This is a genomic window from Nonomuraea helvata (assembly GCF_039535785.1).
GTDB lineage: Bacteria > Actinomycetota > Actinomycetes > Streptosporangiales > Streptosporangiaceae > Nonomuraea > Nonomuraea helvata.
Map to the genome: position 1 here is coordinate 252360 of NZ_BAAAXV010000005.1, position 14735 is coordinate 267094.

Genomic DNA, 14735 nt, shown 5'->3' on the forward strand with positions numbered 1-14735 from the left:
CTGACAGGTAGTGTCAGTGAATGTGCGTGCTTCCCGCCTGGTGTCGATCCTGCTGCTCCTGCAGACGCGCGGCCGGATGACCGCGCAGGATCTGGCCGACCGGCTGGAGGTCTCCGTACGCACGATCTACCGCGACGTCGAGTCGCTCCACACCGCCGGCATCCCCCTCTACGGCGACGCCGGCCCGAAGGGCGGCTACCAGCTGCTCGACGGCTACCGCACCAAACTCACCGGGCTGACGGCCGACGAGGCCGAGTCGCTGTTCCTGGCCGGCCTGCCGGGGCCGGCGGCCGAGCTGGGGCTGGGCGCGGTGGTGACGGCCGCGCAGCTCAAGCTGATGGCCGCGCTGCCCGTCGAGCTCCGCGACCGCGCGGGCCGCATCCAGGAGCGCTTCCACCTGGACGCGCCCACCTGGTACCGCGACCGCGAGCCGGTGACCTACCTGTCCGCCGTGGCCGACGCCGTCTGGAACGAGCGCCGCATCCAGGTCAGGTACCGCCGCTGGAAGGCGCCCCAGGAGGTGGAGCGGCGGCTCGACCCGTACGGGCTGGTCGTCAAGGCGGGGCGGTGGTACCTCGTCGCGCGGGCGGGTGAGGACGTGCGTACCTACCGCGTCTCACAGATCCTCGACCTGCATCCCCTCCCCGAGGGCTTCACCCGGCCCGACGGCTTCGACCTCGCGGCCTACTGGCAGGCGTACCTGGCCGAGTTCGAGGCCCGGCTGCGGTGGGGCGAGGCGGTGGTGCGGCTGTCGCCGAGCGGCCTGGAGCGCCTGGCCGACCTGATGACTCCCGGCGTGGTGGCGGCGGCCAGGGAGAGCGCGGAGCCGCCTGACGAGGAGGGGTGGACGCGGGTCACGGTGCCGATCGAGTCGATCGAGCACGCGCTCGGCGAATTCCTCCGGCTGGGCACGGACGCCGAGGTGCTGGCCCCCACCGAGCTGCGCGAGCGCATGGGGGCCGCCGCCGCCGAGATCGCGGCCCGCTACCGCCCCGCCTGAGCGACATCCGCGTCGGCCTGCCAGCAGTGGGTCCAGCGGTCCTCCCCCAGCTCGGTACGCCCGGGGACCTCCTCCGAGCACACCGGCAGCGCCACCGGGCAGCGCGGATGGAACCGGCACCCGCCCGGCGGGTCGATCAGGCTGGGCGGCTCCCCGTGCCGCGTGCCACCCTCAGGCGGCGTCACCCTGTCGGGATCTGGCGCCGACTCCAGCAGCAGCCGCGTGTACGGGTGCCGCGCCGACTGCGTGAGCTCCTCGCTGGGCCCGCTCTCGATCAGCCGCCCGGCGTACATCACCGTGATGTCCTGCGCGAAGTACCGGGCGCTGGCGATGTCGTGCGTGATGTACAGCAGCGCCAGCCCGCTCTCCTCGGCCAGCCCCTCCAGCAGCCGCAGCACGCCGAGCCTGATCGACACGTCCAGCATCGACACCGGCTCGTCGGCGATCAGCGCGACGGGCCGCACGGCCAGCGCCCGCGCGATGGCCACCCGCTGCCGCTGCCCGCCGGACAGCTCGTGCGGCAGCTTGTCCATGAACTGCTCGACCGGTGTGAGGCTGACGCGTTCGAGCAGCTCGGCGACCTGTTCCTGTTCGTGCGCGTCCGAGCGGACGTGCCCGTGGATGCGCAGCGGCCTGGCCAGGTGGTAGCGCACCCGGTGGAAGGGGTTCAGCGAGGCGAAGGGGTCCTGGAAGATGAGCTGCACCTGCCGCCGGTAGTCCCTGAAGGCCGCTCCGCGATGGGCGCGTACCGGCTCGCCGCGCAGCAGCACCTCGCCCGACGTGGCCGGATAGACCTGAGCGAGCAGCCGCGCCACCGTGCTCTTGCCGCAGCCGCTCTCCCCGACCAGCGCCGACACCGTCCCGGCACGCAGCGCGATCGACACGTCCTCCACGGCCCGCACCGGCGGCCGCCTGCCGAGGCGGCCGCGTGGGCCGCGGGCGGCGGTGAAGTGCTTGGTGAGGTTGCGACCCTCCAGAACGATCATGATGCGTCCTCCAGACCACGGCCGCCGTTCAGCAGGCACGCCACATCGCCCTCGAACGCGGGCAGGACCGACGAGCACTCCGCCATGGCGTGCCCGCAACGCGGATGGAACGCGCATCCCGGCGGCAGCGACCTCAGGTCGGGCGGGCTGCCGGGGATGCCCAGGAGCTCTTCGCGGGGGCCGTGCAGGCGCGGGAATGAGCGGAGCAGGCCCAGCGTGTACGGATGGCGCGGCGACCTGTGGATGGCCTTGGCGGTGCCGGTCTCCACGACCCGGCCCGCGTACATGATGGCGATCCTGTCGGAGATCTCCATGAGCAGCGACAGGTCGTGCGTGATGAACAGCACCGCGAAGCCGTACTGCTCCCTGAGCGCCCTGATCTCGTGGAGGATGTCGCGCTGGACCACCACGTCGAGCGCGGTGGTCGGCTCGTCCATGATGATGATCTCGGGGTTGAGCGCGAGCGCGATGGCGATGGCCGCGCGCTGCCGCATGCCGCCGGAGAGCTCGTGGGGGTACGAGCGCCGCCTGTCGGCGCTGATGCCGACGCGCTGCAGCAGCTCGACGGCGCGCTCGGCACGGTCCTTGCGGGACATGCCGGGCACGTGGATGCGCAGGACGTCGTCGATCTGGGCGCCGACCGTGCTGACCGGGTTGAGCGAGTTCATGGCGCTCTGGAAGACGACGGCCAGTTCCTTCCAGCGGAAGGCCCGCAGCTCCCTTCTGCCGAGCCCGAGCACGTCCACGGACGAGCCGTCCTGACGGCGGTGGACGACCGAGCCGGAGGTGATCGCGGCGGGCGGCCGCAGCAGCCGGGCGGCGGCGTTGGCCAGCGTGGACTTGCCGCTGCCGCTCTCCCCCGCCAGGCCGAGGATCTCGCCCCGCCGCAGGTCGAGCGAGACGCCGGCGACGGCGTGCACGGCGCCGCTGCCGGACAGGTAGTCGACGCTGAGGTCGCGGATCTCCAGGACGTTCATGTGCGGGCCTTGACCTTGACTGTTCGCAGGCGGGGGTTGGCGATCTCGTCGATGCCGAAGTTCACGAGCGCGAGCCCGGTGCCGATGAGCGCGATGCAGAGGCCGGGCGGGATGAACCACCACCATGCCCCGATGAGCAGCGCCTGCCCGTTCTGTGCGAAGTAGAGCATGCTGCCCCAGCTCACGGTGGACAGGTCGGCCAGGCCGAGGAACGACAGCCCGGCCTCGGCCAGGATCGCCGCGACCACGGTGGCCAGGAAGCTGGTGGCGATGACGGGCAGCAGCACGGGCAGGATCTCGAAGAAGATGATCCGGAACGGCCCCTCCCCGCTCGCCCGCGCGGCCTGGACGAAGTCGCGGCGCCGTACGGACAGGGTCTGGGCCCGCAGCACCCGCGCGCCCCAGGCCCAGCCGGTGACCGCGATCACCACGGCCACGGAGGCGACGCCGCGCTGCGGCAGGTAGCCGGCGAGCACGATGATCAGGGGCAGGGCGGGCAGCACCAGGAAGATGTTGGTGAGCACGGACAGCACCTCGTCCACGGCGCCGCCGAAGTAGCCGCCGACCAGGCCGGCCGCGACCGCGACCGCGTTGGCGATGACCGCCGACAGCACGCCGACGCCCATCGAGACGCGGGCGCCGTACACGATCTGGGTGAGGATGTCCTGCCCGGTCTGCGTGGTGCCGAGCCAGTGCGCGGCCGACGGGCCCTGGAGTCCGTCGTCGCTGGTCGCGGCGGGGTCGGCGCCGATGAGCAGCGGCCCGAGCACGGCCGTCAGCGTGAAGAAGGCGAGGATCCCGATCCCGATCTTGATCTTCATTCGGCCTCCTGCCTGGTACGCGGGTCGAGCACCACGTACGCCAGGTCGGCCAGGAAGTTGGCGACGAGCACGGCCAGCGAGATGACGAGGAAGATGCCCTGCATGAGCGGGAAGTCCTCGTTCTCGACGGCTTTGAGGAGCATCGATCCGATCCCGGGGTACGAGAAGACGATCTCGGTCAGCACCGAGCCGCCCACCACGAAGCCGAGCGACAGGGCGAAGCTGGTGATGTTGGGCAGGATCGCGTTGCGGGCCGCGTACGCCCACATGACCCTCCTGGAGGTCAGCCCCTTGGCCTCGGCCATCACCACGTAGTCCTCGCCCAGCGTGGTCACCATGACGTTGCGCATGCCGAGGATCCGGTCGGCCATCGACGCGACCACGATCGTCACGGCCGGCAGCGCCGCGTGGTAGACGACGCTGCCGGCGAACTCGCCGGTCAAGCCGGGCATCACGTCCAGCCCGTACGCCCTGGACACGGGGAACCACTGCAGCGTCACCCCGAAGACGAACACGAGCGCCAGCGCCACCCAGAAGTACGGCACCGCGTGCATGAACGTGGCGGCGGGCAGCACCCCGTCGAGCCAGGTGCCCCGCTTCCACGCCATGAGGACGCCCAGCGAGGTGCCCATCAGGTAGCTGATCAGTGTGGCGACCCCGACGAGCCCGACCGTCCACGGCAGGCTGTCGGCGATGACCGTGGACACTTCGGCGGGAAAGAAGGTGATCGAGCGGCCCAGCTCCCCTTGTGCGAGATTGCCCAGGTAGTCCAGGTACTGCTGCCACAGGCTCGCGTCGCTGATGCCGAAGGCCCGCCGCATCGCGTCGATGGCGGCCGGGTCGACGTTGCCCCTCATGCGGGCCACCAGCAGCTCCACCGGGTCCCCCGGCATGAGCCGGGGGACCAGGAAGTTGAGCGTGATGGCGGCCCAGGCGGTCAGCAGGTAGAAGCCGAGCCGCCGGGCCAGGAACCTCACTTGACGGCCGGCTTCAGGTGCAGCAGCACCACGGCGGCGTCGGGCGAGGCGTACGGCGACGGCATCGCGTACGGGTCCTGCTCCGACGGCCAGCCGACGTACTTGTTCGTCCGGTACTGCGCCCACCCCGGGCTGTAGAAGAGCGGCAGCACGGGCAGCTTCGCCATCATGATCTTGCCGAGCCCCTGCGTGGCCTTCTGCTGCTCGGCCAGGTCGTCGGTGGCGGCGTACGCGTCGATCAGCCGGTCGGTCTCGGCGTCCTTCCACCGCTCGTAGTTGCCGCTCGCGGCCTCGCCCACGGGCTTGGCGAGTCCGCCGAAGAGCAGGAAGCGCAGCTGGAAGTACGGGGTCGGGCCGGCCTCGGCGCCCCTGATCGACAGGTCGTAGTCGCCCTTGCCGACCTTCGACACCCAGTCCTGGAAGGCCACGCCCCTGGTCTCGACCGTGATGCCGACCTTGGCCAGGTCCTCCCTGATCAGCTGGGCGGCGTTCACCCAGTCGGTGAACGGCGACGGCACCAGCAGCGTGAACTTCAACTCGGCCGGGTTCACGCCTTTGAGCAGCTCCTTGGCCCTCTCGACGTCCACCTTGAACGCGGCGTCCTTGTACTCCGGCGGCACGTACGCCTCACCGCCCGGCATCGCCACGCCGGTCGGGTGCGCGACCTTGGTGTAGCCGCGCTCGGCCACCTTGACGATCTTGTCCCGGTCGATGGCGAGGCTGATGGCCTGCCGTACCTCCGGCTTCGACAGGATCGGGTTGGTGAGGTTCGGCAGCAGCGTCACCAGGCCCTCTGGCGGGAAGAAGAACTTGTTCTGCTCCGGCTTGCCCTGCACGAAGATCTTCTGGATGTCCGGCACGAACGCGCCCGCCCAGTCCACCTCGCCCTGCTGGAGCGCCGTCTGCAGGGCATTGGCCGTGTACGCGGGGAAGCGCAGCAGCGGCACCTCCGGCTTGCCCGGCTGCCAGTAGGACGGGTTCTTCTCCATCTCGTAGAGCTGCGCCGAGAACTTCGCCAGCTTGTACGGCCCGGTGCCGACCGGCTTGGCGTTGGTGAACGTCGCCGGGTCCTGCTGCTTCTCCCACAGGTGCTTGGGCACGATGGGCGAGCCGCCGGCGATGTTGAAGAGCTTGGCGTACGAGGTGCTCTTGAAGTCGATGCGCACCTTGTCCGGAGCCAGCGCCTGCGCATCCTTGATCTCGAGCGCGGACGCGTTGAGCTGCGCGTGGTCCTTCAGCATCCGGAACGTGAAAGCCACGTCGTCGGCGGTGAACGGCTGCCCGTCCGTCCACTTCACCCCCTGGCGGAGCGTGAACGTGACCGACTTGCCCTTGTCAGACCATTCGTACTTCAGAGCCAGCCACGGGGTGATCTCTCCGGGCTTGAGCTTGTTGAAGTACATGAGCGTCTCGTAGATCATCCCGCTCGTGCCGAAGTTCACGCCTTCGAGGTGGTACGGGTTGAAGTCCTCCTGGAACGTGCCCGCGTCGACGGCGTGGATCACCAGTGGGGGCGCGCTCGTACCGGTCCTGCCGGCGGAGCCGCCGCCGCTCGAACAGCCGGCGACGGCCAGGGCGGCGAGTACTGCGACAATGCGTTTCATCGGGGGGTGGCCTTTCCGAAATACTTCGTCCGGAGGTCCCGCGAGCCCTTCGGGGCGGCGAAGGCCTGGGCGCGGTCGAATCCGGCTGGTGCGCCGCGCACGACGGTGAGCGCGCGGTAGTAGTCGACGTACGGGAAGCCGTAGGTCTCGCCCCTGGCGTAGGCGTAACCGGTGATCGCCTGCGACCAGAGCTCGTACGCCTCCTCCGTCAGCTCGACGAACACGTCGGGGACGAAGCCCTCGGCGTCCTCCCAGTTGTCGGCGTAGTAGAGCTCGCCCGCCCAGTAGGCGGGCAGCTCGCGTTCGAGGGTCTTCAGCCCGCCGTAGAAGCGGGCGTCCTCGACGATCCGGTGGGTACGAGCGTGATCCTTGTGGATGGACGCGCTCCAATGGGTCAGGATGACGTCCGGCCGCAGCTCCCTGATGAGGTCGCCGACCCGCATCTTGACCTCTTCGTCCTCGGGCAGCAGGCCGTCCTCGTAGTCGAGGAAGCGCACGCCCGCTCCGATCCTGCCGGCGAACGTCTCGGCTTCCTCGCGCTTCTGCCTGGCGTAGTCGGCGACGGGCATGCGGGGGTGGCCGCGTTCGCCGAGGGTGAGGTGGAGGAGCGTGGCCTGGTCGCCGCGCAGGACGTGCTGGGCGAGCACCGCGCCCGCCGTCAGGTCGAGGTCGCCCGCGTGGGCGCCGATGGCGAGCACATGGGTTGCGCGGCCTTCGGCCGCGAACCCCAGGGTGCTGTGTTCGATTGTTCGCTCGCTACGCTCCCTCACGGGACCGCCTCATCACCTGGAACCTCCTGGTGATCTCGTAGCCGGCCTGGGTGTAGAGGCGGCCGGCCGGGCTGGCCTCGCCGGTCCAGAGGAACCACGACGAGTGGAGCCCTTCGGCGCGCATCATGGTCATGGTGAGATGGAGGAGGATCTTGCCCAGGCCGGTGCCGCGCTGGCCGGGGTCGACGCCGAAGGGGCCGAAGCGTTCGGGGATGCCGCGATAGGCCGCGTAGAGGGCGAATCCCACTATCTGATCTTTTTTCGCGATGACGATGCGTTTGGGGTCGCGGTGGGCGCGGATCGCCTCGCCCCAGTCGGGGTTGAAGACGTCGGCCGCGAAGCGGATCAGCTCGGGCAGCTCGCCGTCGGCCGGGCTGCGGAAGGCGTACCCCTCCTGCTCCCGCTTGGCGCGCAGCTCGTGCACCTCGTCCGGCGTCACGTAGCCGACGAGCGTCCTGTCCATGGCGACCGGCGAGTAGAGAGTCCGGAAGCCGAGCCCGGTCAGCAGCCGGTGGCCGTCGGGGTAGAGCTCGGCATCCGTGCCCGGCAGCACGTAGTTCGGGGTGTAGGACGAGAAGTCAATCTTCGTCCGCCCGTTCTCCTCCAGGAACGCCAGCGCCTCGCCGACGAGCCTCCTGCCGAGGCCGCCGCCGCGATGCTCGGGGACGACGAAGAAGAACGGGATCCAGCCGGTGTCCGGCTCCAGGTCGGTCCCCGGGGCCAGGGGCGTCAGCCTGCGGACGCCGTACGCGCAGCCGACCACCCGCCCGTCCAGGACGGCCACGCGTAAGCCTTCGGGATCGAAGTTCGGATCGAGCAGTACGCAGTCGCGGAACCAACCGGAGGTAGTGGGGTCGCCTGGCATGCTGCGGTTCCAGGCCTCGACCAGAGAGGCCTCGTCACCGGACGCGAAGGCGCGGACTGTGACCATGAGGGTCCTTTCACCTTTGGCTCTCCTGCCACAGCTTTCCCATCGACAACGGCCAAGGTCAAGATGAATCGGGAATTAATTTTCTCCCTAGCCGCATCGTTGAAAAATTCTTTTGAGCTCCGGCGAGCCGAAACTTTCATCGAGCCCGCCCTCTCGTTCGCGCTTATCCGCAGGTCATCCCCGCCCTACCAGAGCCGACAACCAGCCACGATTGCAGGGCTGAAAGTTTCGCTTCAAACTCGCAATGTTTCAGGCGAACGAGAGGAACCCGATGAACATCAGAGCTCGGATAGCGGGCGCCCTGATCGCCGCCGTGACACTCGTCGTCGCGGCGCTGATCACGGCGCCACCGGCCGCGTCGGCCCAGCTGACGGAGGTGACCGGCTTCGGCACAAACCCGACAAATCTACGCATGCACCTGTACGTACCAGACGGCGTCGGGTCCCGCCCGGGCCTTCTGGTTGCCGTGCACTACTGCACCGGATCGGGCCCGGCCTTCTACTCAGGCACGGAGTTCGCCTCGCTGGCCGACCGGTACAAGTTCATCGTGATCTACCCGTCCGCCACCAGGAGCGGCTCCTGCTTCGACGTCTCCTCGCCGCAGGCGCTGCGGCACGACGGCGGCAGCGACCCCGTGGGGATCATCTCCATGGTCAGGTACGTCCAGCAGCGCTACGGCACCGACCCCGACCGCACCTTCGTGACCGGGGCCTCGTCGGGCGCCATGATGACGAACGTCCTGCTGGGTGACTACCCCGACGTCTTCAAGGCCGGGGCCGCGTTCGCGGGCGTGCCGTTCGCCTGCTTCGCCACCACGGACGGGTCGATGTGGAACAGCGCCTGCGCCAACGGCCAGGTCGTCAAGACGCCGCAGCAGTGGGGCGACCTGGTACGCGGCGCGTACCCCGGCTACACCGGCGCCCGGCCGCGCATGCAGGTGTGGCACGGCACGGCGGACACCACGCTGCGCTACCCGAACTTCCAGGAGGAGATCAAGCAGTGGACGAACGTCCACGGCCTGAGCCAGACGCCGAGCAGCACCGACCAGCCCCAGTCCGGCTGGACCAGGACCAGGTACGGCGGCACCGGCACGATGTCCCCGGTCGAGGCCATCAGCGTGCAGGGCGTCGGCCACAGCCTCCCGATGAGCGGGATGGCCGCCGCCGCGATCGCCTTCTTCGGCCTTGACAAGCCCGGCGGCGGAACCCCGACGCCCACGCCGACACCCACTCCCACTCCCACCCCCACGCCGACACCCACTCCCACCCCGACACCCACCCCCACGCCCACGCCTGGCGGGTCATGCGGCGTCACGTACACGATGAACACCTGGAACACCGGCTTCACGGCCGCCGTCACGATCACCAACACGAGCACCACCCCACTCTCCTCCTGGGCGCTCGCCTTCGCGCTCCCCTCGGGCCAGACGATCACCTCGGCGTGGAACGCCACGATCTCGCCCGCGAGCGGCCAGGTGACGGCCAGGAACGTGAGTTACAACGGCACGATCGCGCCGGGCGCGTCCGCCTCGTTCGGCTTCCAGGCCACCCACAACGGGAACACCTCCAAGCCGTCCGCCTTCACCCTCAACGGCGCCACCTGCACGTGACGGCTCGCCTTTCACCGGGCTCGGGATCCGCTGAGCCCGGTGATGTTCCTTTTCGCGATGCGGTTGCGATCATGTGATGGATACTGGCCCTCTCGGAGAGTTGGGAGCGCTCCCGAAAGCGCTCCGATTAATGACCGAAAGGGCACATCTTGTCCAAATTTCACGCGCGGTTATCGGCGGTGTTATCGGGCTCCGCGCTCGTGCTCACCGCCGTTGTCGTGCCGCCCCACCAGGCGGCATCCGCGGCCACCGGGCCCGCTGAGACCCAGCAGGCACGTGTCACCCTCACCCTCATCACCGGCGACGTCGTCGAGTACGCGCCGTCCCAGGGGAGCATCCCCTCCATAGCCATCAAGCCGGCGCCCAGGCCGGACGGCGCCGACGTCACGTTCGCCACGCTGCCCAGCAAGGACGGCGGCTACCTCGTCCTGCCCTCCGACGCGGCCTCCATGGTCGCCGCGGGGACCCTGGACGAGGAGCTGTTCGACGTCGAGACCCTGGCACGGGAGCAGCGCGTCGAGGCGATCCCGCTGCTCGTCACCTACCAGGGCGACCCGGCTCCGTCCGCGCTGGCGAGCGCGGCCAGGACCCTGGCGGCCGGCGAGAACGTGCGGGTGCTCGACAGCGTCAACGGCGCGGCGATCACGGTACGCGCCGAGCGGGCGGACGACTTCTGGACCGGACTCCGTACCGGCAACAAGCTGAGCGGCGGCGGGATCTCCAAGATCTGGCTGGATCGCAAGACGAAGGCGTCGCTCGACAAGAGCGTGCCGCTCATCGGCGCGCCCGCCGCATGGGAGCGCGGGTTCGACGGCAAGGGGGTCAAGGTCGCCGTTCTCGACACCGGGATCGACGCCGCCCACCCGGACTTCGCCGGACGGATCATCGCCAGCGAGAACTTCTCCGACTCGGCGAGCACTGCCGACAGAATCGGGCACGGCACGCATGTCGCCTCGACGATCGCGGGCGCGGGACCGACGTACAAGGGGGTCGCGCCGGCCGCGTCCCTGATGGTCGGCAAGGTGCTCTCGGACAACGGCCTCGGCGACTGGTCGTGGGCCATCGCCGGCATGGAGTGGGCCGCCTCGCAGGGCGCCGACGTGGTGAACATGAGCCTGGGCTCCTGCTGCGGCAACGGCACCGATCCGATGAGTCAATCGCTGAACGAGCTCACGAAGAAGTACGGGACGCTGTTCGTGACGGCGGCGGGCAACGAGTCGGACCCGCTCACGGTGAGCGTGCCCGCGGCGGCCGACGAGGCGCTGGCCGTGGGCGCGGTGGACAAGGAGACGGGCACGACGCTGGCCGGCTTCTCCAGCAAGGGCCCCCGGCTGGACGACGCCGCGGTCAAGCCGAACATCGTCGCTCCCGGCGTGGACATCGTCGCCGCCCGCTCGGCCGACTCCTCGCTGCCCGGCATCCCGGGCAACGACAAATACACGGCGTTCAGCGGCACCTCCATGGCGACCCCGCACGTGGCGGGAGCGGCGGCGATCCTGGCCCAGCAGCACCCCGGCTGGCAGGCCGGCGAGCTCCGCGACGCGCTGACCTCGACGGCGCGGCGCAACGACGGGCACAACTGGTTCGAGCAGGGCAGCGGCCTGGTGGACGTGGCCCGCGCGACCGCCCAGAGCGTGTTCGCCAGCTCCGTGGTCGACTTCCGGCTCCTCGGCAAGCCCGCCACGAGGCAGGTCACCTACCGGAACATCGGCGCAGCACCGGTCACACTGGCCGTCTCGCTCGTCACCCGCGGCTGGAGCGGCAAGCCCGCCCCGGACAACGCGATCAAGCTGGGTGCGCGGAGCGTCACCGTGCCCGCGAACGGCACCGCCACCGTCTCACTCACCGTCGCTCCTTCTGCCGGGCCGATCGGCGCCTACGGCGGCTGGGTGACGGCGACTTCCGGCACCTCTGACGTGCGGCTGGTGACGCCGTTCAGCTACTACACCGGTCCCGCCACGCACCGGCTCGGGGTGTCGCTGGTCAACTCGTACGGGACCAAGGAGTTCTTCCCCGGCTACCAGGCCGAGCCCCTCGTGTACGCGATCCCGCTGAAGCGGACGAACAGCCCGGAAGACCCGTTCAACCCATACGGGTACTACTACCTGCACACGGACTATTCGGGTAACGGCGAGTTCTACCTCCCCGCCGGGGAGTACGAGGTGATCGGCGTCGCCAACGAGAGCCGGATCAGCAACCGGACGAGCTGGGTGATCGAGAACGTCCGGCTCGACGGGGACAAGACGGTCACCCTGGACGCGCGCAAGACGGCGCCGATCAGGCCGGAGACGCCGAAGGCGCTGGACGGGGGCGGGAGCGCGTACTACGTGCGCACGTTCACCGACCGCACCCAGCCGGTCTCGCTGTACGGTGCGGTCCTGGGCGGGCAGCAGCTGTACGTCTCGCCGGCGTCTTCGGTGAAGGCGGGCAAGGTACGGCTGTCGCACCAGTGGAACCTGGAGTCTCCGGTGCTCACCTCTGCGACCGCAGGGGCGTTGACCTTGCATCCGGCGTACGACATGGAGGCGATGCGCCGGCTGACCTCCGCCGCAACCTATCCCCTTATTTCAGTCGGAAGAGGTAGACCTGAGGACTTTTCGGGCGTGGACGTGTCCGGGAAGGTCGTTCTCGTCGGAATCCCGGTCGAGGGCAGCTACGTCAACGCGAGCGTCGCGATGGACGACGCCGGCCGTGAGGCCTCCATGCGGGGCGCGGCGGGCGTCATCGGCTTCCTCGACGTCGACGGCGGGCGGGCACGGGTGCCGCTGGGCCCGTCCATGCGGCTGGGATTGAGCGCCGCCGAGGGGCGCGCCGTGCGCTCCGCGCTGGCCGCGGGGCCGGTGTCGCTGCGCCTGGAGCCGTACGCGGGGCCGGCCTCGGTCTACCACCTCCGCTTCGACTCGCGCGGACGCGTGCCTTCCCGGCCCGAGCGGGTCGGCATGAAGGATCTGGTACGGATCAACACCGCGTACCATGCCGACAATCCGGACACCAGCGGCTGGGAGTACGGCGAGTCGACGGCCGGCGAGGAGCCGGGGCGCCTGACGTACGGCGGGTCGCTGCCGATGCCGGTGACCCGTACCGAGTACTTCGGGCCCTTCTCCGATGACGTGGTGTGGTCGCGCACGATCACGAACTCCGGGCTGGTCCTGCACTCCGACGACCGGTTCACCGGGGACGACCGGCGGGTCTCCGAGGAGTGGTTCAAGGCGCCGCTGGTGCCCGCGGCCGCCGACGTGCCCTCGGGGTACCCGGTTTCGGTGCCCTGCTCGCTCTGCCGCGACTCGGATCGTTTCGTGCCCTTCGAGCAGTGGGTGGACTCCGATCCCCGGCACTACACCGACCTGAGCCACGTCACCTCCGAGCCGCGGCTGTCCGTGGGCGGCCAGGAGGTGGCCGCGCAAGGGTGGCGGCCTCGGTACTTCACGGTGCCCGGGTCGGGCGGGGCGTACCGGGTGGAGGCCGTGGACACTCCCGGCCGTGCCCTGTCCCGGACGGTGAGCACGACCTCGCAGTTCACCTCCTCCCCGCCGCCCTCCTCCGGGGCGCCTCGGGGGTATTCGTGCTCGTTCGGGGCCGGGTGTGCGTTCCAGCCTGCCGTCCAGCTCCGGTACGACCTGCCGCTCGACCTGCTGAACCGGGCTCCGGCCGGTCAGACGTTCGCGTTCGACCTGCGGGCGGGGGCGCACTCGGCCGTGCGGCGGGCGCCTGTCGTGAACCGGGTACGGGTGGAGTACTCGGTCGACGACGGGGCGACCTGGCATGACGCGACGCGGGTCAAGAAGCGGGGCGACGGGCGCTTCCGGGTCGAGGTGGCGCATCCTGCGCTGGCGCAGACCGGCGGGTTCGTGTCGCTGCGAGTCACGGCGTCGGACACGGCGGGCGGCTCGACCACCCAGACCATCGACCGGGCTTACGCCCTGAGATGAGGACCGACGGCGGCCAGGGAGTGGGTTCTCCTTGGCCGCCGTCACCTTCGGATGGAGGCTCGCCCGCTCCAACGCCCGGGGTCGCCGACCGGCGCATCGCCGAACTCGAAGCTCAGCTGCTCGAACGCCTCGGCTCCAAAGCGGGCAGCCGCGAAACCCTCGAACTGGTGATCGTAAGATCTACGCACATATATGCTCGCCGCCGAAGGCCAGGTCACGGTATACGAGGGAGGCGACCGTGGGGGTCTGCATCAACATCGACATCGTCAGGGACGGAAAGAAGCTGGGCAGCTACGACCTCGACGACAGCGCGCACTACCTTCGCGTGGGGCTGGAGGCACTGGGGCTCGACGGCGATGAGATCGTTCACGGGGTGGGGGGTCCGGACGGCGTCGACGCCGAGGAGTCGGAGGAAGGACTCGTGGGCCGGCTCGCCCCCGAACAGGTCAGAGCCTTCTGGGAGCGCCTTTCGCCCGTCACTGTCGGGCAGTTCATGACGGGCCTACGGACGACCGAGAACGTCAACGGCGACGACGAGGAGTACTTCACGCTGTACTTCGCCGACCTCAAGGAGGCGTACAGCGCGGCCGTTCGCGCGGACGCGGGTATGGCGATGTCCTGGTACTGACGGCCCGGGAGCCGGTGAGCGGCGCGATGGCATGGTTGTACTACGCCGGGAAAGCCCTGGTGGTCGAGGTCATCCTGGTCCCGCTGCGCCTGTCACGCGGCCTCCTCGTGTAGCTGGTCCGGGCACGCGCGGCCACGGCGTCGTAGGTCACCTCGTGGTAGCCGTGGCACGCGAGATGCGCGTCATCGCCGACGACCTGTACCGCACCGCCGTCCGCGTCACCGGCGGCGACCCCGAACGGCTCACCGTCGCGTCCCGGTACGCGGCCGAGGCCGGGCTGGAGGTGTGGTTCTCGCCCCTTCCTTGCGAAGGAAGCCTTCTACGCTCCCGCCCACCACTACGAAGATCGCTGAGAGGCCTACGTCTCGAACGCGAAACGGCGGCACCCGATGGGCACCGCCGTCGGCCACGAGAGCCATGTGTGGGGTGGAGCTATGGGGATTCGAACCCCAGACCTCCTCCATGCCATGGAGGCGCGCTACCAACTGCGCCATAGCCCCTGG

Annotated in this window: 11 protein-coding genes and 1 tRNA gene; 4 read left to right on the plus strand and 8 right to left on the minus strand. The window is 69.7% G+C overall.

Annotation, left to right across the window (positions count from 1 at the left end; genetic code table 11):
• Positions 1-22 precede the first annotated feature (22 nt).
• Positions 23-1000 carry a helix-turn-helix transcriptional regulator gene (locus tag ABD830_RS20525; RefSeq protein ID WP_344989524.1) on the plus strand — a complete coding sequence of 326 codons (978 nt, stop codon included), beginning with the start codon at positions 23-25 and terminating at the stop codon, positions 998-1000.
• Here ABD830_RS20525 and ABD830_RS20530 read toward each other — a convergent pair.
• Genes ABD830_RS20530 through ABD830_RS20560 form a run of 7 tightly spaced genes read right to left on the minus strand, consistent with a single transcriptional unit; the run spans position 985 to position 8066 of the window.
• Positions 985-1986, minus strand: coding sequence for an ABC transporter ATP-binding protein (locus ABD830_RS20530; RefSeq protein WP_344989527.1), 1002 nt, complete (start codon positions 1984-1986; stop codon positions 985-987). The genes ABD830_RS20525 and ABD830_RS20530 overlap by 16 nt on opposite strands.
• Positions 1983-2963, minus strand: a complete 981-nt coding sequence (locus tag ABD830_RS20535; RefSeq protein WP_344989530.1) for an ABC transporter ATP-binding protein — start codon at positions 2961-2963, stop codon at positions 1983-1985. Before ABD830_RS20535 ends, ABD830_RS20530 begins: the two co-directional genes overlap by 4 nt.
• Positions 2960-3784 carry an ABC transporter permease gene (locus ABD830_RS20540; RefSeq protein ID WP_344989532.1) on the minus strand — a complete coding sequence of 275 codons (825 nt, stop codon included), beginning with the start codon at positions 3782-3784 and terminating at the stop codon, positions 2960-2962. Before ABD830_RS20540 ends, ABD830_RS20535 begins: the two co-directional genes overlap by 4 nt.
• Positions 3781-4761, minus strand: coding sequence for an ABC transporter permease (locus ABD830_RS20545; protein WP_344989535.1), 981 nt, complete (start codon positions 4759-4761; stop codon positions 3781-3783). Before ABD830_RS20545 ends, ABD830_RS20540 begins: the two co-directional genes overlap by 4 nt.
• A complete protein-coding gene (locus tag ABD830_RS20550) occupies positions 4758-6365 on the minus strand; it encodes an ABC transporter substrate-binding protein (RefSeq protein WP_344989538.1) in 1608 nt (535 codons plus the stop codon). The genes ABD830_RS20545 and ABD830_RS20550 overlap by 4 nt, the downstream gene beginning before the upstream one ends.
• Positions 6362-7135: a PIG-L deacetylase family protein gene (locus tag ABD830_RS20555; RefSeq protein WP_344989540.1), complete on the minus strand. Its 774-nt coding sequence runs from the start codon at positions 7133-7135 to the stop codon at positions 6362-6364. The genes ABD830_RS20550 and ABD830_RS20555 overlap by 4 nt, the downstream gene beginning before the upstream one ends.
• Entirely contained in the window at positions 7122-8066 is a 945-nt protein-coding gene (locus tag ABD830_RS20560) for a GNAT family N-acetyltransferase (protein ID WP_344989543.1), read from the minus strand. The genes ABD830_RS20555 and ABD830_RS20560 overlap by 14 nt, the downstream gene beginning before the upstream one ends.
• A gap of 271 nt (positions 8067-8337) precedes the next feature.
• On the opposite strand from ABD830_RS20560, the gene ABD830_RS20565 reads away from it, so the two are divergent.
• The 3 genes from ABD830_RS20565 to ABD830_RS20575 all read left to right on the plus strand — a co-directional run bounded on the left by ABD830_RS20565 (position 8338) and on the right by ABD830_RS20575 (position 14232).
• Positions 8338-9675, plus strand: a complete 1338-nt coding sequence (locus ABD830_RS20565; RefSeq protein ID WP_344989546.1) for an extracellular catalytic domain type 1 short-chain-length polyhydroxyalkanoate depolymerase — start codon at positions 8338-8340, stop codon at positions 9673-9675.
• A gap of 149 nt (positions 9676-9824) precedes the next feature.
• The gene (locus ABD830_RS20570; RefSeq protein WP_344989549.1) at positions 9825-13604 is read left to right on the plus strand and encodes a S8 family peptidase; all 3780 of its coding nucleotides are present in this window, start codon (positions 9825-9827) and stop codon (positions 13602-13604) included.
• 238 nt (positions 13605-13842) lie between these two features.
• A complete protein-coding gene (locus ABD830_RS20575; RefSeq protein WP_344989551.1) occupies positions 13843-14232 on the plus strand; it encodes a DUF1877 family protein in 390 nt (129 codons plus the stop codon).
• A gap of 427 nt (positions 14233-14659) precedes the next feature.
• On the opposite strand, the gene ABD830_RS20580 is transcribed toward ABD830_RS20575, so the two are convergent.
• Positions 14660-14732: transfer RNA gene (locus ABD830_RS20580), tRNA-Ala, on the minus strand.
• Between the last annotated feature and the right edge of the window lie 3 nt (positions 14733-14735).